This is a genomic window from Nostoc sp. (assembly GCF_036917615.1).
In the GTDB taxonomy this organism is placed as follows: domain Bacteria; phylum Cyanobacteriota; class Cyanobacteriia; order Cyanobacteriales; family Nostocaceae; genus Nostoc.
Window position 1 is genome coordinate 274,490 of sequence record NZ_JBALCZ010000031.1, and the last position, 22,696, is coordinate 297,185.

The window sequence follows — 22,696 nt, forward strand, 5'->3', positions numbered from 1 at the left end:
GGAGTTTGGAGAACTGAAATTATTAACTCAAAAACTCATAATTGATAACTCATAATTAATAACTCATAACTCTTAACTCTTAACTCCTAACTCTTAACCTCCCCATTCCCATAAGCAGTTTATGATTAACCAAGTTGCCCCTCCCCGCGATATTCTTGAAGAAATTGTGTTGCATAAAAAGACAGAAGTCGCAAAAATGCAGCAAGAACTGCCTTTAGCTTCTTTGCGACAACAGTTAAATGCAGCCCCGACTGTGCGAAATTTTCTGAATGCTTTGCAAGAAAATCCCAACCAACCGAGCTTAATTGCCGAGGTAAAAAAGGCATCACCTAGCCGGGGGATTATCCGGGCAGATTTTGATGCAGTGGCGATTGCTCAAGCTTATGAACGAGGTGGTGCAGCTTGTTTATCAGTGCTGACTGACCAAAAGTTTTTTCAGGGCAGTTTTGAGAATCTTGCTAATGTGCGATCGCAAGTAGCATTACCCCTACTGTGCAAGGAGTTCATCATTAACTCTTATCAAATTTATTTAGCGCGGACAGCGGGTGCAGATGCTGTATTGTTAATTGCCGCCATTTTATCAGATCAAGAACTCCAAGATTTTTTGCGAGTAATTCACGATTTGGGCATGAATGCACTGGTAGAAGTCCATACCTTAGCTGAACTGGATCGAGTGCTAAAGCTTGAGGACTTACGTTTAGTAGGAATCAACAATCGCAATCTAGAAGATTTTACCCTTGATTTAGGAACAACACAGCAACTTTTAGCACAGCGCCAACAACAATTACAAAGTTTGGATATCACCGTCGTCAGCGAGTCTGGACTGTATACACCTGCTGATTTATCTCTTGTCGCTGAAGCTGGTGCCCGTGCAGTTCTGATTGGAGAGTCTTTAGTTAAACAAAGTGATGTAGAGCAAGCTGTGCGTAGTTTGCTAAGACTTGATCCTCCCTAACCCTCCTTAAAAAGGAGGAAATTAGAGCAAGCCTTTCTAAGGCGGTTGGGTGAATCTTTACGAAAATAGGCTTCTCGCTAAAGATGGGTAAAGGGGACATTTAAGGGATCAGAGAAAATAATTCTTCCCTTTTCCCTTCCCCCTTAACCCTTTCCCTGTTCCTGATTTTGCTTTGAGGCAATTGTATGAAAGCGATGGTGATCACAAACTTCGGAAGTCCAGAAGTCTTTGTAGAAAGTGAAGTGGATAAACCAACACCAAGGAATAACGAAGTTTTAGTCAAGGTTTATGCCACCTCAGTCAACCCAGCCGACTGCGGGGTGCGCCAAGGAGTTTTCGGATTAAAGGTTAAACTGCCTGCAATTCTCGGCTTTGACGTTTCCGGTGTCGTAGAGGCAATGGGCGAAAATGCTAGGGATTTTCAGGTGGGTGACGAAGTTTATTATGTGATCCTAGATAAAGAAGGTGGTGGTGCAAATGCGGAGTATCATGTCGTAAATGAATTAACTCTTGTCAGTAAGACTTTTTCACTTCATCAGGTAGCCCAAGCGCATAAAACCTTTGAGCAAGGCGGTGAGGGTGTGCGCGGCAAGATTGTTGTACAGGTTGTATAAGTCAACGTTTATGATTTATCGCTCATGATTAATTTGTGTCTTTTTATAAACCATTACCTATTGCTAGAATCTCCAACCTAAAAAAATGAAGCTTTAATACTCGACGACGGAGTTCAAAGACTCGTTAACGGAGCTAAAAGACTCGCTCACCAGTATCAAAGACTCGTTAACGAGGCTAAAAAACTCGTTCACCAGTATCAAAGACTCATTAACAAAAAATTTAGCGTGGGCATCGCTAATTAGTAAGTGTTAATTATTCCAAAACTCTTAACCAATCATTAACTATTTTTCAGCATGACTTCTATCTCCGATTCCTTTCAAACTTTACGCGATCGCCAACAGTGTGCTTTAATCCCCTTTATCACAGCAGGCGACCCTAACTTAGAAACCACTGCCGAGGCTTTACGTATCTTAGATCGCAATGGTGCTGACTTCATCGAGTTGGGCGTTCCCTACTCCGATCCTCTAGCAGATGGGCCTGTAATTCAAGCAGCAGCAACCCGCGCTTTGCAAAAAGGCACGAAATTAGAGCAAGTGCTAGAGATGTTGCACATGGTGATTCCTAGCTTAAAAGCGCCGATAATTCTATTTACTTACTACAATCCCATTTTGTACCGGGGTATTAAGTCGTTTTTGGCGCAAATTGCTACTGCTGGGGTGCAAGGATTGGTAGTACCAGACTTACCCTTGGAAGAAGCAGAAGAATTAATACAGACTGCTGCATCTTTCGGAATTGAGGTAATTTTACTCGTAGCTCCTACCAGTTCTAAAGATAGAATTGAAGCGATCGCTCGTCAATCTCAAGGTTTTATCTACCTGGTAAGCGTTACAGGCGTTACAGGTGTCCGCGCTCAAATCCAAGACCGCGTAAAGCATTTAATTACAGATTTGCAAAGCGCCACCGATAAACCCATCGGCGTTGGTTTTGGCATCTCAGGGCCAGAACAGGCGCATCAAGTAAGGGAATGGGGTGCAGATGCGGTGATTGTTGGTAGTGCCTTTGTTAAAAGGTTAGCTGAAGGTAGCCCAATTGAAGGATTGCAAGCAGTAGAAAAGCTTTGTCGAGAACTTAAAACAGCCATTACAGAAAGTCGGCGCGAAAGTCCATCTCTTCAAGAGGTGGGATAAATTCACCCCCAGACCTGGGGAGTAGCAAATTAGTATCAATTATTTCTCTTTCTACCCCCCTGGTTACTGAGCGCACTTGTACTGAGCGCAGCCGAAGTAGTCGAAGTATGCCGCCCTGCTTCCATTAAGATAATGAAACTCCTGCTGAAATCCGTCAAAATATTAATTTATAGCCTACTTATAGTTAGCGCCTGTGCGCTTACAGTCTTTGCCCACGATCGCACTGATCACAGACAATACGAATATCATTGGCATTACAATTTTCCAGGAAAACAGGCTCACCTAGCTGTCAGAAAGAACGTAACTGACCTGACATCAGCAGAGAAAATAGCTTTCGTTAAAGCTATCAAAACCTTAAAAACGATAATTCACGCAGGTAGCAAGCTCAGTATTTACGACCAATTCGTTGCTGTACATTTAGGGGCAACACGCTTGATTCATAACCATAAAGGACATTCCGATGGTTCCGTTCACGAACTTGCTCATGAAAATGCCGCATTTTTCCCTTGGCATCGAGAATATATCCGCAGATTTGAACAAGCTTTGCAAGCAGTAGACCCAACTGTTAGCCTGCCATACTGGGATTGGACTGACGCCAAAGCACTTGATGTGATTTTTAACGATGACTTTCTTGGTTCTAACGGTCAAGGAGTAACTATCAAAATTCCAAATCAGGGGAATTTTACAGGCGGCCCAGTGCCTGGGGCTTTTGCTGCTGCAAATGGCTGGGTTATGAATCCAGCATTAAACATTGACCCAGATACCGGAACATCTTTAGGTACATCACTTGTACGCTTTCTCCGACTACCTCCTGCCAGTGATTACCCTTTGCCCAAAAAAGATATTGAGCGTGTCCTTGCTCTTAATGATTATTCTCTATTTCGCCCTGCTTTGGAAGGATTTATCTCTGTAGATGAGCAGGGTAAAGTCACGCCAGGAGGATTCATACACAACTACATTCATGGTTTAGTTGGTGGGGTACAGATAGACGCGACTACGACACCCATAAAGTTTAATAGTCTGGGTACGATGAGCAATATACCAAGTTCGCCCTATGACCCAGTGTTTTGGTTGCATCATGCGAACGCAGACCGCCTCTGGGCTGAATGGCAAGACAACGGTCATAAAGGCAGCGATTTTTATCCTCCCGATGGTCATAGTCAGCCTTATGGACACAATCCTAAAAACCTAATGTGGCCTTGGGACGGCGGTATGTCTAACCCGAAAGCTACGGCGTTAGGAGATTTACTATCGCTATTACCAAATTTTAACTCTGACGATTTGGTGCGCCCTATAGACGTTTTGAATCACAGGGAACTAGGCTATATCTACCAAACCTGGGAAAATCAAACGCAAAGATGATTTCACTGGCATAAGTTCTAAAAAGTTAGAACAAGAGTAAAAAATACTTGAACATGAAAGGATTTTCAACTATGGTAAGCATCCAAGATATCAACACTACGATTTCATCTACGACCGTGCAACCTGACTTTTTAGGTAGGTTTGGAAAATTCGGCGGTAAATACGTCCCCGAAACCTTAATGCCTGCATTAAGTGAGTTGGAAACCGCATTTAATCAATATCGCGATGAGCCAAGTTTCCAAGCAGAACTGCAAAACTTACTGCGGGATTATGTGGGACGCCCCAGCCCATTATATTTTGCTGAACGCCTGACAACAAACTACGCTAGACCAGATGGCACGGGGGCACAAATTTATTTAAAGCGTGAAGATTTAAATCATACAGGCGCTCACAAAATTAATAATGCTTTAGCTCAAGTGTTACTCGCTAAACGCATGGGCAAGCAACGGGTTATTGCAGAGACAGGTGCAGGTCAACATGGCGTAGCTACTGCAACTGTATGTGCGAGGTTTGGTTTGAAATGTGTGATTTATATGGGCGTCCACGATATGCAACGGCAAGCCCTCAACGTGTTTCGGATGAAGTTGATGGGGGCAGAAGTTCATCCAGTGGAGGCAGGTACGGGAACTCTCAAGGATGCAACTTCTGAAGCAATTAGGGATTGGGTGACGAATGTGGAAACAACCCATTACATCCTGGGTTCTGTTGCCGGGCCCCATCCCTACCCGATGATCGTGCGTGATTTCCATGCTGTAATTGGTGTAGAAACTCGCGCTCAATCCCAGGAGAAATGGGAGGGATTACCAGATATTCTACTGGCTTGCGTGGGTGGAGGTTCTAATGCGATCGGTTTGTTCTATGAGTTTCTGAATGAACCTTCAGTTCGCCTAATTGGAGTAGAGGCAGCGGGTGAAGGTGTGAATACAGAAAAGCACGCTGCTACCTTGACAAAAGGAAAAATAGGTGTATTGCACGGTGCGATGAGCTATTTACTGCAAGATGATGATGGTCAAATCATCGAAGCCCATTCAATTAGTGCCGGATTGGATTATCCTGGCGTTGGCCCTGAGCATAGTTATTTAAAGGATCTTGGTCGCGCCGAATATTACAGCGTTACCGATAAGCAAGCATTAGATGCATTTCAAAGACTTTCGCAACTAGAAGGGATTATTCCAGCCTTAGAAACTGCTCATGCGATCGCTTATCTCGAAACCCTTTGTCCTCAGTTAGAAGGCAGTCCCCGCATTGTCATCAATTGTTCTGGTAGAGGTGACAAGGATGTGCAAACTGTAGCGAAAGTCATTAGTCATTAGTCATTAGTCCTTTGCTAATAACCAATATGATAGCTGTAACTCAAACTCCACCCGATAACATCTTCATCCTTTCTGAGTTCTATAACTGGCCAGCTTTATTGCAACAGTTGCTGAATCGGCAATCGTTGACAGTTTCTCAAGCTGCGGATTTGATGCAAGGTTGGCTGATAAATGCCATTCCTCATGTACTATCAGGAGCGATTTTAGCCGCAATTCAAGCCAAAGGCATATCCGCCGAAGAATTGGTTGGCATGGCCAGTGTCTTACAATCCCAATCTTCTTTCCCTACTCCCTCACTCCCCACTCCTCTAATTGACACCTGTGGAACTGGTGGAGATGGCGCTTCAACCTTTAATATTTCTACTGCTGTCGCCTTTGTTGCCGCAGCCGCAGGGGTAAAAGTTGCCAAGCATGGGAATCGTTCTGCATCTAGCAAGGCTGGTTCCGCTGATGTGTTGGAAGCTTTGGGTATAAATCTCAACGCGACTCCTGAGAAAGTGCAAGCCGCAGTGGATGAAGTTGGAATCACCTTTTTGTTTGCTCCAGGCTGGCATCCTGCACTCAAAGCGATCGCTACTTTACGAAAAACTTTAAAAGTGCGGACTGTTTTTAATTTGCTCGGCCCGCTAGTAAATCCCATGCGACCGACAGGGCAAATTATTGGTGTCAACGACCCATTTTTACTAGAGGAGATTGTTCAAGCTTTATCCCAATTGGGATGTCAGCAAGCGATCGCCCTCCACGGACGGGAACGTTTAGATGAGGCTGGTTTGGCAGATGTCACTGACTTGGCTGTACTCCAAGATAAAAAAGTGCGTTGTCTAACGCTGAATCCTCAAGAACTTGGTTTGAGTTTTGCACCAACTGCGGCTTTGCACGGTGGAGATGTCCCAGAAAATGCGGAAATCTTAAAGGCAGTTCTCCAAGGGAAAGGCACTCAAGCGCAGCAAGATGTAGTCGCTTTAAATACAGCCCTAGCACTCCAAGTTGGTGAAGCCATTGATCGGCAAACGGATGTTTTAGCAGGTTGTGTCAAAGGTATTGCTCTTGCTAAGGAAATTCTGCAAAGCGGCGCGGCTTGGACAAAGTTAGAACAACTTGCGGAATTTTTGCGCTAACTCCTATTAGCCACTAAGTTATAACGATTCTCATTTTGATGCACATGCCCTACGGGCACAGCATTGCTCATCGGTGTCAACTTAAGCCCAAACACTCAATTCCCCGTTCTTTTAGATCCCCCAACCCCTTAAAAAAGGGGCACTCGATTCTAGTTCCCCCCTTTTTTAAGGGGGGTTAGGGGGGATCAAAATCTAGGTGGTACATCGAAAAATTTTCACTCTTCTTATCAGACTAAGCTTTCACGTTAAGTTGACACGTATGAGCATTGCTGTGCCCCTACAGACTCTATTACACCCAGTAACTATACGCAAGGAAAAACAGATGATTATCATACTTAAGAGCGGTACGCCTGTTGAGAAAATTACTCTGATCAGCCAAGAACTGAGTGACATTTGGGGAGTCACAGTAGAAAAAAGTGTTGGCACTCATAAAGTTGTGCTGGGGCTAATTGGTGATACCACTAGCATCGATAAATTGCAGATTCAGGAGTTCAGCCCTTGGATTGAGCAAGTAGTACGAGTGCAGCAACCTTTCAAGCGGGTTAGTCGAGAATTCCGAGATGGAGAAGCTAGCGAGGTTGTTGTACCTACGCCTAACGGTAATGTCTACTTCGGCGAACATCATCCGATTGTAGTGGTAGCTGGGCCTTGTTCCGTTGAAAATGAAGCGATGATTGTGGAGACAGCAAAGCGGGTGAAGGCAGCTGGAGCACAGTTTCTGCGTGGCGGAGCCTACAAACCTCGCACTTCACCTTATGCGTTTCAAGGTTATGGTGAAAGCGCTTTAGATTTGTTAGCAGCAGCGCGGGAAGCTACGGGTTTGGGTATTATCACAGAACTGATGGATGCTGCCGATTTATCAGCAGTGGCGAGAGTAGCTGATGTGATCCAAATTGGGGCGCGGAATATGCACAACTTTTCGTTGCTCAAAAAGGTAGGCGCTCAAGATAAACCAGTGCTGCTGAAGCGGGGGATGTCTGCCACAATTGACGAGTGGCTGATGGCGGCAGAATATATTTTGGCATCAGGAAATCCAAATGTAATTCTTTGTGAGCGGGGAATCAGAACCTTTGATGGCAAATATGCCCGCAATACTTTAGATTTATCTGTACTTCCGGTGTTGCGATCGCTTACCCATTTACCGATTATGATTGACCCCAGTCACGGTACAGGTAGGTCTGAATATGTTCCATCTATGGCAATGGCTGCGATCGCCGCTGGTACAGATGCGTTGATGATTGAAGTTCACCCCAATCCAGCAAAGGCTTTATCGGATGGCCCCCAATCTCTCACCCCTGATAAATTTGACCGTTTGGTTCAAGAAATGTCAGTTTTAGGCAAAGTAGTCGATCGCTGGTCTATACCTGCATTTGATAATATTGTTGAAAGCCACATTCTCTTCACACCAGAACTCTCAAAGTAGATAGAGCATAATCTTCACCGATTTTTTGCAAACGGCTAAACCTGATCAACAGATTCTTTTCTCTAAAAAATCCGTTGATCAGGTTTTCTTGAAAATAATATAGGATATCGAAACTGACAATTCAGGTTATGTAGAAAAACCAACGCGAAACCTAACCCCCCAGCAAGCTTCCCTAGTCGGGAAGGGGGAAAATCAAACCTTCTCCCCTTTTAGGAAAGAGGAATGGAAGTGAAGTTTCTTAAGAGTGAAAAATCAGATATCGGACTACCTATTTTTTTTGAGTTCGTGCATACTTCTCACAATTTTTGTGACTAAATTTCTGGGTGTAAATCTGACGCTTTCAGTCAATATCTTATTTTTCATCCCAGGAACGATAACAGTTTTGTTTGTCATTAAGCCCCGGTAACCAATCTTAGCAACGGTTTCCGTCTCCATCATTCTTTTAATGCGAGCAATCTTTGAATCTTCCATTGCAGCTATTCGTTGAAATTCAGATGCTGGTGGCCCTGGACAAAGAACAGTCACGCTGACACCTGTGCCCTCTAATTCATTAGCGATCGCTTCTGAAAATGATAAGACATAGGCTTTAGTAGCAAAATAAACTGCCATTAAAGGCCCTGGTTGAAAAGCAGCGGATGAGGCCACGTTTAATATTTTTCCATAGTTTTGCTCGACCATATCCTTGAGGAATAACTTAGTTAAATCAGTCATACTCACTATATTTACCTGTAGCATTTTCAGTTCAAGGGTGAGGTCTGTTTCGTTAAATGCTCCATAAGTACTAAAGCCAGCATTGTTAATCAGTACATCAATTTTGATGGATGCTTGCTGTAGTTCGGTGAAAATTTCTTCTGGGGATGTTGGGATAGATAAATCCTTAGCAAAAATTTTCACAAAAATACCAAATTTTTGCGGAAATTCATCTATAATTTCATTAAGTTTTTCTTCATTATTATCCACTAACACCAGATTATAACTATGACGAGCAAAAATCTGGGTTAATTGATAGCCGATCCCACTAGCCGCTCCTGTAATTAGAGCAGTTTTTTTTCGCCGACTTTCGGATGTTTGATTCATGTGACAAAAATGACTAATTTGAGTTAATGAATTTAACTTTTATAAAAGTAGCTACAGCAATATATAATATTTGCTGTAGCTATTTTTATGATGAAAAAAATGATGCTATCACCTGAAATGAGTATGCTTCAATCAAAGATATTAGTCACAAATATAAAAATCTGTATCCATATAAACAAGAGCAAGAATATTTAATATCGTCATCAATGCCACAGCATAATTCCGTTGCTATAACTGACGTGCAAGCAGCACAAGAGCGGATTTTGGGGATTGCCCACCGCACACCTGTGCTGACTTCTAGAATCGTTAATGATCGCACCAATAGCCAAGTGTTTTTTAAGTGCGAAAACTTTCAACGCACGGGAGCATTTAAATTTAGAGGTGCATACAACGCCCTAGCCCAACTATTGGTAACAGAAAAACAAATAGGTGTTCTTACCTATTCATCGGGAAATCATGCCCAAGCGATCGCCTTGGCTGGACAATTACTAAATATTCCCACCACCATTGTCATGCCTGATGATGCTCCTGCTGTCAAACAAACTGCGACTCGTGGTTATGGTGCAGAAATAATTTTGTACAATCGCCAAGAAACAAACCGAGAAGAATTAGCCCAAAATCTAGCACACGAGCGCTCTTTGACACTCATTCCCCCTTACGATCATCCCCATGTAGTCGCAGGACAAGGGACAACTGCTTTAGAACTGATCCAAGAAGTTGGTGAATTGGATTTACTATTAGTTTGTTGTGGCGGTGGCGGATTACTTTCAGGTTGTGCGATCGCAGCTAAAGCACTTTTACCCAATTGTAAAGTAATCGGGGTAGAACCAGCACTTGCCGACGATGCTACCCGCTCCTTTCACACCAAAACGCTGCAAACTGTGAAGAATCCTGATACCATCGCCGATGGTGCACGGACTCCTAGCCTTGGTCAAATTACTTTCCCCTTAGTGCTGCATTACGTCGATGATATGGTGACAGTATCTGAAGAAGCAATTCTTCGCACCATGTTTTTCTTGTGGGAACGTCTGAAAATTGTCGTTGAACCCACCGGAGTGCTGGCAGCAGCAGCCTTACTCGAAGGTGTGGTGACAGCACCAGAGGCGAGGATTGGTGTGATCATCAGCGGTGGGAATGTAGATTTGGCGCAAGTTGGTAAATTGTTTTCTCTAGGATTGTATTGAACCGAGTGTGCGCTGCCCAAGTCATCAAGTCTGTGTTAACCCAGAAAGGAGAGGGTAGTTTCTATTTTTACGATCCAAATAGACATCTCTAGAAAAGAATGTAGAGACGCGAAATTTCGCGTCTCTACAAGGGTTTGAGTGAACGCATAATTAATTTTCACCAGATGTCTAATGGTCATAACCTGAAAATATTAATCTGTGCATAAATGTTTGGTTGACACATCTCATGCTAGATTACCCGCTTTTGCCAACGGGGAATTTGAATGATAAACTCTGCGCCCTGTCCAAGCGCAGAAATGCACTCTATTGTACCGTGATGTTTGTCTACTACGATTTGATAAGTGATTGATAATCCTAAACCAGTACCTTGTCCTACAGGTTTAGTAGTGAAAAAAGGATCAAATATTTTTTGTCTAACACTATCACTCATACCTACCCCATTATCCTTAATGGAAATGACGACTAAATCAGCATTGACTATTTGGGTACGAATAACGATCGCGCTAAAATTGCTCTTAATTTCCTCTGCTTTTCTTTCCTTATTTAACTTTTCCAAAGCATCAATCGCATTATTCATAATATTCATAAATACTTGATTTAGTTGCCCAGGATAACATTCAATTTTTGGCAAATTACCGTAATTTTTGATAATCTCAATTGCAGGCTTACCTGGTTTGGCTTGGAGACGGCTTTGCAAAATTAATAAGGTACTCTCAATTCCCTCATGAATGTTAACAGGTTTCATGTCAGCCTCATCTAACCGAGAGAAATTACGCAATGTCAGCACAATTTCCTCAATACGTTGCGTGCCAATTCTCATAGAAGATAAAATTTTAGGTATATCTTCTTTAATAAAATCAACATCAAATTTTTCTAAAAAATTTTTAATTTCTGGTGCAACATCAGGAGATAAGTTTTGATAAATCTTAATTAAATTAAGTAAATCTTGTGTGTAATCCTCAATGTGATCTAGGTTGCCATGAATAAAACTTACAGGGTTATTAATTTCATGAGCAATACCAGCAATCATTTGCCCAAGACTGGACATTTTTTCTGTCTGAATAAGCTGGCTTTGAGTTATTTTTAATTCGTGTAATGTTTGCTTTAATCGCATATTATTTTCATTTAATTCCCTAGTTCTTTCCTGTATCTTATCTTCTAAATTGGCGTAGAGTCGGGCATTTTCTAAAGAAATAGCTGCTTGTGAAAACAGGATTTTTAATATTCGTATTCTATCGGAAGTAAATGCTCCCACTGTTAAATTATTTTCTAAATAAAGTAAACCAATTAATTTGCCTTGATTAACGATACAAGTACAGATAAGCGATTTAATTTGATAGTCAATAATATACGGATCTATCGTAAAACTTCCTTCGTTAGTGGCATCAGATAAAACTACATCTATTTGGGTTCTTGTGACATAATTAATTACAGATATAGGTAATTGTTGATAACTTTCTAATGGAATAGATTGACAAACAATTAAATCACCTTCAACTATACTTGCTTGAGCTTCAATAAATAATCTTCCTCCTTTATCTAGAAGCAAAACACCAGTCTGAGCGCCAGCATTCTCAATCACAATTTCCATTAATTTTTCTAGCAAATTTTCCAGTAGAATTATTTCTGATAAAGCTTGTGATGCTTTAATAACTGTGAGTAAATCTAGTCCACTTGACTTTTCATTGATAGTGGAAATAGTAATAGTATTACTTGTAAACCCTACTTGAGAATGAGGGAAAATTTTAGCAATTAATTCTGGGTATTTTAATTCCAAATCTTTAAATTTAGCATCTGCTCCCCAACGACGATAACCATAATGTGCTTTTGTCATGTATAAGGAAGCAAATTCATTTCTTCCTAGACTGAGATAAAATTCTGCTGCACATTCATAAGTTAACGCCTCTTCATGAATATATCCAGAATTATGAGCGCCTTGAATTGCACAATCATAGTGTTCCATCGCTACTAATACTTGTCCTAAAAGTCGTGCTTTTTCTGCTTCGACTAATTCATATTTGTGCTGATTATTTACAGGTGCGTGAGCCGCCCATTCTTTTAATTGTTTTTGATTTTCTTCCACTTTATCCATAACAGTTTTTATATCTGTTTGGAAAGTACTATTTAAACACTGAGCCAACAATGCTAGAGAATAATAAAACTTATATTGAGGTAGAAAAGCAGTCCCACTAGCTGCAATTTCATACTGTTGTGCTAATTGAGCATTTTTAACAGACTGATCATAATCTTTAAAGAAATAACTTAAAATACTTTTGGCAAGATAAGTATAAAAGATGGCTGTAATATTCCCTGCCATTCTCTGCATTACTGATTCATTAAAACTCTCACCCTCTAAGTAAGATGTATTATCCTGTGTTTTAACTAATTCAATTACCATCTGTTTTAAGATAAGCAAACAAACAGTAAAATGTTCTTGCTGTATTTTGTGTGCTAAATTAATATATTGTTCTAGTTTTTTTTCTAGAATATCTAAATTTTCTCCAGCCCAAAAAGGATGCCAACAAACTAATAAGCCATTGTAACCCACATACTCAATATCCCCTGTATCTAAACCACTTTGAACACCATCTTGTAAAGGTTCTATAGTTGCTTGAATATGTTCTTTCCAATGTCTAACAAAAATATTAAATAATCCATACACTTTAGATTTAATTTCTCTAGCGTTGAATTGCTCTAAAATCTGCAAAGATAATTTACCAAAACGATATCCTGATTCAATATCTTTAAGAGGCCCACATAAAATTAGCCCATAAAAACCATAGGCATAAGCTGCAAAAGATGAATTGCCATACTGCACACATAAATGAACCATCGTAAAAGCAATCAGTGGTAAAAGTGCAGGATCTGCTAAATAAGCGGGAGGCATGGCTGTCATTAGTATCCTCATCGCAGCTAGCTTATGAGCATCAGTCATTTCTGGCAAATTAATTAATTCTTCAATTGTTAGCTCTGCTGGTGGAGTTTTAAACAATGAAACTCCCAGTATCTCTAGCACCTGCAAATCTAAATCTAATGCTTCTCGCATTCGATTTTGAGCAACATAAAACTGAATTTTTTTCTCATATACTTTAACAGCATCAAGAATAGTTTTACTATTACTTGTAACACTGATAAATAATGCTTCCGCCTGCTCAAAATTTGTATTTAAATATTCTGCTTCTACGGTTTCTACATGAAGATAAAGAGTTAATTCATAATAATTTTGCCAACAATCAACGGCAAGTAAACTTAGACCTTTTTTAAGAAACTTTACAGCAGATTCGTAAGCAGCAGAATTTTTAGCTTTACGTCCAGAAATAAGATTTAACTCAGCTAGTTTATATCTTTCTTTTGGAGAAAAAATTAGTTCACTACCGATATTCAAATGGTTAACAATATCGAATATTTTCTGTTCGAGTAAACTTTCGTCAATATTCTTTAATAGCAGCCTACCAATATTTAAGTGAATCTCCTTTTTCTGCTCATCGGGTATCAACGCATAAGCTGCTTGTTGCACACGATCATGAAGAAACTTATAATCAATTACAAAAATATCAACATTATCTAATAGCTGTGGTAGTTTATAGCTATCACTTAAAGGTATAACTAAACCAGCTTGTAGTGCTTCCCAAATATCTGATGCTGTGTCATTATCAGATTTTTCGTTAACATAAGAGAGTATATTTAAATTAAATCGATTGCCAATACAGGCAGCTATTTTTAAAATATTTTGTGTAGTATTTTTAAGTTTTTGAATTTTACCTATCATTAATTCAACAACATTATCAGTAATTTTTAGTGTCTGAATGTGCTGAATATTCCATTGCCATTGACCAGTAACAAAGTTAAAATAAAGTAAATTTTCTTGATGAATAAATTTAATTAATTGATTGATAAAAAACGGATTACCAGCAGTTTTATTGAATATTAATTTTGCTAATTCTTTAGAGTCCTCTAAACTAGATTTTAATGTGTCGCTAACTAATTGAGAAACATCAGCAATTTTTAGACTTTGACAATTAATAATCTTGACAGAGCTACTATTTTTTTCAATTTCCTGCAAAACTAACATTAAAGAATGACTAATATCAACTTCATTATCTCGATAAGCTCCGATTATCAATAAATATTGAATGTCAGTATCTGTAGCTAATAACTGAATTAATTTTAATGAAGCTAAATCTGCCCATTGTAAATCATCTAAAAATACAACTAATGGATGCTCTTCTTGAGCAAACAAATTGATAAACTTTTGAAAAACCAAGTTGAAGCGATTTTGTGCTTCTGCTGAAGCTAGTTGTGGTACTTCTGGTTGTTTACCAATAATCAGTTCTAGTTCAGGAATAACATCAATAATAATTTGAGCATTTGGAACTAGAGCTTCTAAAAGTTTTACTTTCCAAGTTGCTAATTGTACTTCACTCTCTGTCAGTAATTGCTGCATTAACTCTTGAAATGCTTGAATCAGGGAAGCATAAGGAATATTGCGCTGAAATTGCTCAAATTTACCAACAATAAAATAGCCTCTGTTTTTAATAACAGGTTTATGGATTTCATTTACTAATGCTGATTTACCAATCCCCGAATAACCCGCAACTAATATTAATTCTTTATTTCCTTGATTAATTTTTTCAAAAGCAGTCATTAAGATATTTATTTCTGCTTCTCGTCCATACAACTTTTCGGGAATTTTTAGTTGGCTAGACTGATCCTGCTGACCAATGGAAAATTCGATGATAGAATTAGTTTGCTCTAACTGATTGAGACAGTTTTCTAAATCAGCTTTAATCCCAAAAGCACTTTGATATCTTTCCTCAGCAGTTTTGCTGAGTAATTTCATAATAATTGCAGAAATTACTTGAGGGATTTCTGGGATTAACTGATCTACTGTTGTAGGTTGTCTGGCAATATGACAATGAACTAACTCCATTGGATCAATTACTTGAAACGGTAATTGACCTGTGAGCATTTCATAAAAAGTTACACCCAACGAATAGAAGTCTGTACGGTAATCAACTGTTCGGTTCATTCTTCCTGTTTGCTGTGGAGACATATAGGCTAGAGTTCCTTCAAGCAAATCAGGATTACTGAGTTTGGGTTTTTCTTCAAAAAGCAGTGATGAGATAGAAAAATCAATAATTTTAACTTGATGATTTTCTAAATTAACAATAATATTCTGTGGTTTAATATCTTTATGAATAATATCTTTTTGGTGTAATTCACCTAAAGTTTGGGTAATTTGAATACCTATATTGAGAAAATCAAGTAACTCTATTTTTTCTGCCTGGATAATTTTGGAAAGGGAAGTACCATCAAAGTTTTCTAACACAATGGCAAAACCATTGTTGTATTTTTCTAGGCTATGAGCTTTAATAACTCCTGGGATATCTAAATTTTTGAGCAGTTCATATTCATGTTTGAATGCCGCTATATTTTTTAGCTCAGGGTATTCTGTTTTTAAAAGTTTAATAACTACTAGTTTACTATCTTTATTTCTACTGGCTCGATAAACAGTAGTTTTAGTTCCTTCATAAATTAATTCTATAATTTGGTAATTAGATAATGTAATCATTTATTATATTAATAATTGAAGTAATTTTAAAAATTGGATAAATGATGATCCTAATTATTTATATAATAAATAAATTTTTAAAGTTGGTAGAAAATAAACATTAAAAATGTATAGAATTACCAAATAATCTAGGTTTTTAAAACCTAAATAATCCTAATTTTTGTTGAGTTTGTCAAAATGCACTTCATTAATTTGAATATACCTTTATAACCAAGAATCCCACTCACCAATAATTTTTTTGGTGTATTTTATATGGAAGCATTGGTGTAGAATAGCTCGTGTTGCTTGCATTGCAGACATTACCGTAGCTTCCACGCAACCAGAATTGTAACCGTTGTTAATCCAGTCCCCAGTTAGGTAAAGGTTATCAAACCCAGATTCATCAGTTTTGAGTCGATACTTGGTACTTCCAGGTACAGAAAGTACATAACGTTCTGATGGGTTAATGTTAATTCGCCAGTATTGAGCTTTAAAGCGTTCTACTCCCTGACGGTTCTGAAAATCTACTAGTAAATCCCAATTCAAACCTTGGGGATTTTTGGGGTGAGTAGGATTAGCCCAAAGGTGTCCGATGTAATTATTGAGGAAGTGAATTGCTTGTTGCTCTACTATTTTTTGGGCTTTAGCTGGAAAATCATATTCTGTGTGGGGAGGAATACCTGGATCTGCAATTACGCCGGTAAAATAAGCTACACTGTAAGGATAATGCTGAGAAGGCCAATTTTCTCGTACTATTAACTCGCTCATATCTGCATAAACATCAAGTGGTTCAATATAAGCTCCTAGCACGTGACTAGATTGTTGCCATCCTAATTGTTGTAAGGTAGGCTTAAGCCATATTTGTCCGCCTTGAGTAGTTACTGTCTTAACTTGAGTTAACATATCGTGCCATTTTTGATGCACTATATTTTTTTTGGCATGGAGCAATTCACCGCAAATAGAGGGTAAGGCGGCTATAGAAATTCCCAGCAACACAATATCGAAATCATCGCCTTTGGTAAGGGTAATTTTGTCTACATTCTGCCAAGGTGTCCAATATGACTCAAGGTTAATTTCTTGGTCTTGGAGTTTTTGGGCTTCTTCATCGACAATCTGATCATAAAGAGGTTCACTAGGCCAGCAACGAATATCTTTAACTTTGATGAGTGGTTGATATTCTTGCTCTGGGTTTTTTAAATTTACTTGGCGAGCCAAAGTGATACTTACAATTGATTGCTGATCTTCATCCAAGTGCAACTGCTTGGCAACATGGAAGAACTTAAATTTTACACCACGACGCTTTAGCACTTCATATAGTGGAGTGATCACTACCTCCGCCATCCCTGATTGCATTTTCCACATGATTGCGCCATTGTATTTGAACAACATAGTGGTCAGGATACGGATAGCTGTTCCTGCTGCTAGTTGCGGTTCATTGGTATTGCCTTCTGGAAAACCATACACTAAATCGTATAAGACACGAATAAATGCTGATTTAACACTTGATTCCCTAGCTCCGTGTTTTCGTAGCCAGTCTCTGTAGTTATACTCATCTAAACTGTCTAAGGAACGAAAATGAATTACCTCATCTACAAATAAACCCCGGATGTTTGCTAATGCTAGGTCGATGAGTGTTAAACGCCAAAAGATGTCAGGATTTTGCCCGCTTTTAAATTCTATCTGACTGTTCAAATGTTCTTTAAAACGGTCTATTAGCTTAAGAATTAACTGGTGATGTTCACGTCTTTGAGTTTTGGTATTTTCAGGCAGTGATTGAGCTAGATTGTAGGCCAGATTTAAGAATATTCCTTCAGAATTAAAGTCTAGGTCTTGGAAGATATCGCCAATGTATTGGTTGATATTGTTAAGCCATTTTCCCCAAAAACCAGGCTCTTGGAAAAATAACTGAATCAACTGGCTAGGAAATTGCAAGAGACTACTATCTGATAAAAATTCCATTATCTCTTTGCCTAATGCTATTTGTTTTGCAAGAGATGCTGAGGAACTTTTGTAAAGATGGAACTGGTCGTAATTCTCAATTTCTGCGTAAGTCTGAATGACGAATTTGATGGTGGTGCAAATATATTCCCAAAGAGAAGAAATACCGCCACCTTCCCAAGGAACTAGAGAATTGGTAGGGAAGTTAAAAGGCAGAGTTACCCAATTTTGATTGATGTATTCTTCTAAGACGATGAAACTGTGGGGTTTGAATGCGTCTTCTAAGGTGCTGAAAGGCCCGTTGCCACCAAGTTCGTCATAGCATTGCTTGAGTAGACGAAAGGCATTTTCGTAGAATCCAAAAAAAATGTGCAGTCCATGTTCTTCGATGCGGTAGTCTGGTTGATAATCAGGTGCATGGGGTTTGATATTGCGTCCAGTTGCACATTTACCACCTAAACGCCAACCTGTTTGATAAATAGTAATGTCGTAGAGACTATCCCACCCTGGTTGACTGGTTAATTCATAGGCGGTGGTTAATGATGCTATTCCACCGCCTAAGATAGCGATCTTTTTTGGCTTAAAAATTTCAGACATGTTTGTTTTTGTTTACGTGGTAAGGGTGAAGAAGGAAGCAGAAGACAGAGGAGATAATTTAATCAGTACGGGCGAAACCTTAGCTATCCGCTAACAGTATTCACTAATTTTTCTGTGGTGCTTGCCAAACGGTTTGCCCATCTTTGAGGGTGAAGTCGAAATGCAGCACAAAACCAAGCTGTACTGGGATATTTACTGATTCACTACCTGCGGAATAACCTTTATCTAGTCCTAAATCTTGGACGATTGGTTGGCTAGCAAAATTATTGATTTTTAATTGAAATTGAGCGCCAAAACCATTAAAGCCAAAGAGTTTACCGCCATAGAAGGTTTGTAGTTGCATGGGGGATTCAATCAGTGCTTGATAGCAGGCTTTTTTGCTGTTTTCTACGTCGCGGATTTGTTTGAGGGTAACCAGAGGGACGACTCTGTTTAGGAGATATTCGAGGAGATTAAAGGGCAACTGTAAGCCAGGAATGGCAATCTCGTCATTGTTGAATAATAAGTTAGCGATCGCTCTTACTGCTTCTTCAAAAGTGTCCCATGTTTTGATAGCTTGATGTTTATCTCCTGTACTGATGCGTTGAACTTCTAGCAGGCGCGCATCTATAGATTGACTTGTAGGAGAAAATTCTTTAAATACTAAGGTATCTACAGTTAATAAATCCGGTTCTTGATTTAAGTCAGGAATCTGAAATGTGCCAAGTTGTTTAAAGAAGCCGTAGACTTCTCTACCAGAAATTAGGATGGGAGAATTATTCACGTACAAGTAAGGCATGAACCAAGCTAGGCGTTCGGCAATAAATAAAGGCCCAACTCTTTTACCTACTACTGTTAACATCCAAAAGATGGCTTCTTCTTCATGCACAGTTCCTTTGTCATAGTCGGGTGGATAGATAGAAGTTAAAGAATCTATCTTGTTGAACGTCAAGATGAGATAGTTCATCGCTGGGCGATATTCAATCTCTCCGTTATTAGGATCATTGAGATATTTATCACACACCTCTTGTAACTTTGCCATTGAACCTTCAACGGCAAAGGCATACATTTTTGTCCCTTTGATTTCGTAGGGTTGATTAAACGCCTGTCCATCTGCTCGTTCTATATATTTGGGGTATGCTGATTTGTGATCACCTCCGCAAAAGTAATTTTTGAAAAAACTACTCATATCTTGTTCCATATTTTTGCCTTTTACCGCTAAATCTTGGAACAATTGCTCTGGTTTTTGTTGTATTTGGGTAAGGTAATTTGTAAGTTTTTGGGGTTCTTGAAGTAGGGCAGTAAATTCGCTAACAGCGCCTAAAGCCGTATGGAAACTTGTTTGCATTGTCTGCAAAGGGTTGTTGGTATTCATCGGGTTTTGGGTGATTTACTAGGTTATTTTTATACCAAATTAGTGTCTATCATCTGTATAGAGATATGAGAATATTAGATACCTCTGTGTTTCTGTACTATTGTGTCAAAGGAGTTTTGATTTGTCCTTACTAAAACCCGATAATCTGTTAAATAAATCACAATCAAATTCTTCAGCAGAGGGTCTTGTTTGAAGTGTTCCCTTTACACTGGCTTTTCTAACAAATTGCTCAGACAGCGAATCTTGGCACAAGGTTTATCACCAACGCGACTAGTGTCAATCCAATAGCTAATGTCAGTAGGCTTTCGATGTTCTTGGGGGGTTCGATGGTTTGGGGCGATTGGCTACGGCATTGGGGAGAGGGCGCGATCGCACGGATGCATTTGCCCAAAGTAAAACTTAATCAAGTGCTACAAGTGACATTTATACTCCAAAAGTTATGTTAATGATCAAGTAGCGATGTCTACGACGGGCTACGCCTACGCTTATTTCCCAGGAAAATATGGCTGAAAAAGCAGGAACATCAGGGTTTTGGCGAAGAATATTTACATATGTTAATATTGTTTATTTGGTTTAAGTACGGTTATTCAGTATGGTTCCCATAAAGACTGTTCTCAAAGATTCAGAGCAAGTCACTCAGTTGTTTTCTCATCTCGAATTTGATGGAAAAAAGCTCAATCATCAACCGGGTAGTGTATTAGGGAGTACTGCATTGATTGCGGGAACCACCATTGGGGCTGGGATTCTCGCCCTACCAGCTGTTACCCTGCCGTCTGGGATTGTGCCATCCACATCTGGGCTGATTGCTGTTTGGCTCTACGCTTTAGTTTCAGGGTTATTGGTTGCAGAGGTGATCTTAAACACGATGCGAACAGAAGGGTGTCCGAGTATAGGTTTTTTGGGAGTTGTTGAGAAAACCCTTGGTAAGCTGGGAGCGCGAATTGCTGGCGGCGCATATTTATTCATGCACTATGCTCTGTTGGTGGCATACATCACCCAAGGTGGAGAGATTTTAGGATCTGCGGCGGCAAAAGTCTGGGGTGTGCAGATATTACCGAAGTGGGAGGGCACAACAACTTTCACGCTCTTATTTGGTGGCATTATGTATCTTGGGCGAGAAAAGTTTATTGAGAAATTAAACAGCGCCTTTGTCGGAATTGTCATCGTTTCCTTCTTGGGACTATTGTTTCTGGTAGGAGGGCACATTCAGACTACCCAACTATTATTTCAGAACTGGAGTACTCTCGGCAATGCCATTTCAGTGATGTCTGTGGCGCTATTTTTCCAAAACGTTGTGCCGCTGGTTGTGACGCAACTCGAAGGGGATGCTGGCAAAATTCGTCAGTCTATCTTTATTGGTTCTGTAATTCCTCTAATTATGTTCTTGGCGTGGAATGCCGTAATTTTAGGAAGCGTCAGTCCCGATATGCTACATGGCACATCTGACGGTAGAACTGTTTTTGACCCGTTGCAAATTCTCCGATCAGGTGGTGCGGGGGAATGGTTAGGAGTGCTAGTATCGATTTTTTCAGAGTTTGCGATCGTCACATCATTCATTGGATTTGTCTACGGGTTGTTGGATGTGTTTAAAGATATTTTTCTAATTGCACAGGGCAAACTTTCTAGCCGCTTACCCCTCTATTCGCTGGTTCTTTTCCCTCCTATGACTCTCGGAACGCTCAATCCCAGCATCTTTTTTACTGCCCTAGATTACACTGGAACATTTAGTATCTCAGTTCTAGGTGGAATTATTCCGGCGTTAATGAGTTGGAAGCAACGTCAAGAACAAGAAAACTCAGATAGCATAAATCAACCACTCGTTCCTGGTGGCAAGGTGACACTCATTGTGATGATTGGAGTCGCATTAGCCCTGATGGGAAGACAAATTCTCTCAATTTACACAAAGTCAAGCCATCAATAAAAGTGATTTTGTAATATAAAAGCATATAATTGTAGTATAATATGCCAACCATAATCAAATGAGTGATTCTCGCCTCGTAAAAATCAGCAAATATCTTAGCAAATATCTACGACACACACCGGATGCAATTGGAATTAAACTTGCTCCCAGTGGTTGGGTTGCTGTTGATGAACTACTTACTGCTTGTGCTAAAAACAAGTTTCCGATTACTCCTCAGGAATTGCAGGTGGTAGTTGAATCCAATGATAAACAACGCTTTTCTTTTGATTCTACGGGTACTCTTATTCGTGCTAACCAAGGACATAGTATAAAAGTCGATTTACAATTAGAACCTATTGTTCCCCCAGATGAGCTTTATCACGGCACAGGACGTAAATCTGTAGAGTCAATTCTGCAAACAGGACTGGGTAAAATATCACGACATCATGTCCATTTATCGAAGGATATTGCAACAGCACAAACTATTGGTGCAAGACATGGAAAAGCAGTGGTTTTTGCTGTCTATGCTGCGGCAATGCATCAGGCGGGTTACATCTTCTATTGTTCTGCTAATGGTGTTTGGTTAGTGGATCATGTACCACCTGAATATCTACAAAAAATTTGAATTTTAAGAGGTTGTTAAGATTTCTTTGGAAATCCTCAAAAAGTAACTGTTGCATGGTTTTGAGTATTTGATAGCATTGGGTCTACCCCCAGCTTCTGCGAAATACAGAAGTTACGCATAAAAATTACTGTTTTCTAAGAGGGTGTTTATAAATAAAAAATAAAGAGCACCATAGTCATTCCCTAAGACAGGTATTTTAAAAGAGACAGTCATAGTATTTGAATCAGGTGCAATGAGTCGAAAAGCTTATTCCACAGACGTTTCTGATGTCGAATGGGATTTGATAAAATCAATGATTCCAGTACAACGTAAGCGAAAGCGTGAAGTAGATATGCGGAAAGTAGTAAATGCGATCTTTTACATCAATACCTTTGCCAAAATAAGAGCCTACAAAAATTTTGGCAAAAACGGCAAAATGACTCATATATAAGAGTTTAGCTGACAAGGTAGCTTGTCAGCTAAAACCCTTGATCCTGCTGGGAATACCTGAAAAAATGCTTGCGAGAAACCTTGAAGTAATTTTTAGGACTTATTGTTTTTGCCAAACCTTTGAGAAC

General features: G+C 39.6%; 16 protein-coding genes. 12 read left to right on the top strand and 4 right to left on the bottom strand.

Features of this window, described 5'->3' with window-relative positions; genetic code table 11:
• Window positions 1–121: 121 nt before the first annotated feature.
• The 7 genes from trpC to aroF all read left to right on the top strand — a co-directional run bounded on the left by trpC (window position 122) and on the right by aroF (window position 7,913).
• A complete protein-coding gene (gene trpC, locus V7K85_RS12485; protein WP_334813978.1) occupies window positions 122–955 on the top strand; it encodes an indole-3-glycerol phosphate synthase TrpC in 834 nt (277 codons plus the stop codon).
• A 194-nt stretch (window positions 956–1,149) separates the two neighbouring features.
• Entirely contained in the window at window positions 1,150–1,569 is a 420-nt protein-coding gene (locus V7K85_RS12490; protein ID WP_334813979.1) for an alcohol dehydrogenase catalytic domain-containing protein, read from the top strand.
• A 294-nt stretch (window positions 1,570–1,863) separates the two neighbouring features.
• A complete protein-coding gene (gene trpA, locus V7K85_RS12495; RefSeq protein WP_334813980.1) occupies window positions 1,864–2,697 on the top strand; it encodes a tryptophan synthase subunit alpha in 834 nt (277 codons plus the stop codon).
• A 132-nt stretch (window positions 2,698–2,829) separates the two neighbouring features.
• Window positions 2,830–4,059, top strand: a complete 1,230-nt coding sequence (locus V7K85_RS12500; RefSeq protein ID WP_334813981.1) for a tyrosinase family protein — start codon at window positions 2,830–2,832, stop codon at window positions 4,057–4,059.
• 71 nt (window positions 4,060–4,130) lie between these two features.
• Window positions 4,131–5,372, top strand: coding sequence for a tryptophan synthase subunit beta (trpB, locus tag V7K85_RS12505; protein WP_334813982.1), 1,242 nt, complete (start codon window positions 4,131–4,133; stop codon window positions 5,370–5,372).
• A 26-nt stretch (window positions 5,373–5,398) separates the two neighbouring features.
• Window positions 5,399–6,490 (top strand): anthranilate phosphoribosyltransferase, encoded by a 1,092-nt coding sequence (trpD, locus tag V7K85_RS12510; RefSeq protein WP_334813983.1) that lies wholly within the window; start codon window positions 5,399–5,401, stop codon window positions 6,488–6,490.
• A gap of 322 nt (window positions 6,491–6,812) precedes the next feature.
• The gene (aroF, locus tag V7K85_RS12515) at window positions 6,813–7,913 is read left to right on the top strand and encodes a 3-deoxy-7-phosphoheptulonate synthase (RefSeq protein WP_334813984.1); all 1,101 of its coding nucleotides are present in this window, start codon (window positions 6,813–6,815) and stop codon (window positions 7,911–7,913) included.
• A 264-nt stretch (window positions 7,914–8,177) separates the two neighbouring features.
• On the opposite strand, the gene V7K85_RS12520 is transcribed toward aroF, so the two are convergent.
• Entirely contained in the window at window positions 8,178–8,990 is an 813-nt protein-coding gene (locus V7K85_RS12520; RefSeq protein ID WP_334813985.1) for an SDR family NAD(P)-dependent oxidoreductase, read from the bottom strand.
• A 206-nt stretch (window positions 8,991–9,196) separates the two neighbouring features.
• Between V7K85_RS12520 and V7K85_RS12525 the strand changes: the two genes are divergently transcribed.
• A complete protein-coding gene (locus tag V7K85_RS12525) occupies window positions 9,197–10,174 on the top strand; it encodes a threo-3-hydroxy-L-aspartate ammonia-lyase (protein ID WP_334813986.1) in 978 nt (325 codons plus the stop codon).
• Between the two features lie 229 nt (window positions 10,175–10,403).
• Here the strand turns inward: V7K85_RS12525 and V7K85_RS12530 are convergent, their stop codons facing one another.
• The 3 genes from V7K85_RS12530 to V7K85_RS12540 all read right to left on the bottom strand — a co-directional run bounded on the left by V7K85_RS12530 (window position 10,404) and on the right by V7K85_RS12540 (window position 19,614).
• The gene (locus V7K85_RS12530) at window positions 10,404–15,746 is read right to left on the bottom strand and encodes a trifunctional serine/threonine-protein kinase/ATP-binding protein/sensor histidine kinase (protein WP_334813987.1); all 5,343 of its coding nucleotides are present in this window, start codon (window positions 15,744–15,746) and stop codon (window positions 10,404–10,406) included.
• Between the two features lie 204 nt (window positions 15,747–15,950).
• Entirely contained in the window at window positions 15,951–18,260 is a 2,310-nt protein-coding gene (locus tag V7K85_RS12535; protein WP_334813988.1) for an NAD(P)-binding protein, read from the bottom strand.
• Between the two features lie 103 nt (window positions 18,261–18,363).
• The gene (locus tag V7K85_RS12540) at window positions 18,364–19,614 is read right to left on the bottom strand and encodes a hypothetical protein (RefSeq protein WP_334813989.1); all 1,251 of its coding nucleotides are present in this window, start codon (window positions 19,612–19,614) and stop codon (window positions 18,364–18,366) included.
• 308 nt (window positions 19,615–19,922) lie between these two features.
• On the opposite strand from V7K85_RS12540, the gene V7K85_RS12545 reads away from it, so the two are divergent.
• The 4 genes from V7K85_RS12545 (at window position 19,923) to V7K85_RS12560 (ending at window position 22,569) form a co-directional block, all read left to right on the top strand.
• On the top strand, window positions 19,923–20,060 hold the full coding sequence (locus V7K85_RS12545) for a hypothetical protein (protein WP_334813990.1): 138 nt from the start codon (window positions 19,923–19,925) through the stop codon (window positions 20,058–20,060).
• Between the two features lie 146 nt (window positions 20,061–20,206).
• Window positions 20,207–21,535 carry an amino acid permease gene (locus V7K85_RS12550; RefSeq protein ID WP_334813991.1) on the top strand — a complete coding sequence of 443 codons (1,329 nt, stop codon included), beginning with the start codon at window positions 20,207–20,209 and terminating at the stop codon, window positions 21,533–21,535.
• A 58-nt stretch (window positions 21,536–21,593) separates the two neighbouring features.
• Window positions 21,594–22,139 (top strand): RNA 2'-phosphotransferase, encoded by a 546-nt coding sequence (locus tag V7K85_RS12555; RefSeq protein ID WP_334813992.1) that lies wholly within the window; start codon window positions 21,594–21,596, stop codon window positions 22,137–22,139.
• A gap of 232 nt (window positions 22,140–22,371) precedes the next feature.
• A complete protein-coding gene (locus V7K85_RS12560; RefSeq protein WP_334813993.1) occupies window positions 22,372–22,569 on the top strand; it encodes a transposase in 198 nt (65 codons plus the stop codon).
• The last annotated feature ends 127 nt before the right edge of the window (window positions 22,570–22,696 follow it).

What these genes read in the sequence shown, in the direction of transcription:
- V7K85_RS12530 (WP_334813987.1), bottom strand. Translation starts at nt 15,746, where the DNA reads ATGATTACATTATCTAATTACCAAATTATAGAATTAATTTATGAAGGA.
- trpA (WP_334813980.1), top strand. Translation starts at nt 1,864, where the DNA reads ATGACTTCTATCTCCGATTCCTTTCAAACTTTACGCGATCGCCAACAG.
- aroF (WP_334813984.1), top strand. Translation starts at nt 6,813, where the DNA reads ATGATTATCATACTTAAGAGCGGTACGCCTGTTGAGAAAATTACTCTG.
- V7K85_RS12525 (WP_334813986.1), top strand. Translation starts at nt 9,197, where the DNA reads ATGCCACAGCATAATTCCGTTGCTATAACTGACGTGCAAGCAGCACAA.
- V7K85_RS12500 (WP_334813981.1), top strand. Translation starts at nt 2,830, where the DNA reads ATGAAACTCCTGCTGAAATCCGTCAAAATATTAATTTATAGCCTACTT.
- V7K85_RS12550 (WP_334813991.1), top strand. Translation starts at nt 20,207, where the DNA reads ATGGTTCCCATAAAGACTGTTCTCAAAGATTCAGAGCAAGTCACTCAG.
- V7K85_RS12560 (WP_334813993.1), top strand. Translation starts at nt 22,372, where the DNA reads ATGAGTCGAAAAGCTTATTCCACAGACGTTTCTGATGTCGAATGGGAT.
- V7K85_RS12490 (WP_334813979.1), top strand. Translation starts at nt 1,150, where the DNA reads ATGGTGATCACAAACTTCGGAAGTCCAGAAGTCTTTGTAGAAAGTGAA.
- V7K85_RS12545 (WP_334813990.1), top strand. Translation starts at nt 19,923, where the DNA reads ATGTTCTTGGGGGGTTCGATGGTTTGGGGCGATTGGCTACGGCATTGG.
- V7K85_RS12540 (WP_334813989.1), bottom strand. Translation starts at nt 19,614, where the DNA reads ATGAATACCAACAACCCTTTGCAGACAATGCAAACAAGTTTCCATACG.
- trpD (WP_334813983.1), top strand. Translation starts at nt 5,399, where the DNA reads ATGATAGCTGTAACTCAAACTCCACCCGATAACATCTTCATCCTTTCT.
- V7K85_RS12555 (WP_334813992.1), top strand. Translation starts at nt 21,594, where the DNA reads ATGAGTGATTCTCGCCTCGTAAAAATCAGCAAATATCTTAGCAAATAT.
- V7K85_RS12520 (WP_334813985.1), bottom strand. Translation starts at nt 8,990, where the DNA reads ATGAATCAAACATCCGAAAGTCGGCGAAAAAAAACTGCTCTAATTACA.
- trpB (WP_334813982.1), top strand. Translation starts at nt 4,131, where the DNA reads ATGGTAAGCATCCAAGATATCAACACTACGATTTCATCTACGACCGTG.
- V7K85_RS12535 (WP_334813988.1), bottom strand. Translation starts at nt 18,260, where the DNA reads ATGTCTGAAATTTTTAAGCCAAAAAAGATCGCTATCTTAGGCGGTGGA.
- trpC (WP_334813978.1), top strand. Translation starts at nt 122, where the DNA reads ATGATTAACCAAGTTGCCCCTCCCCGCGATATTCTTGAAGAAATTGTG.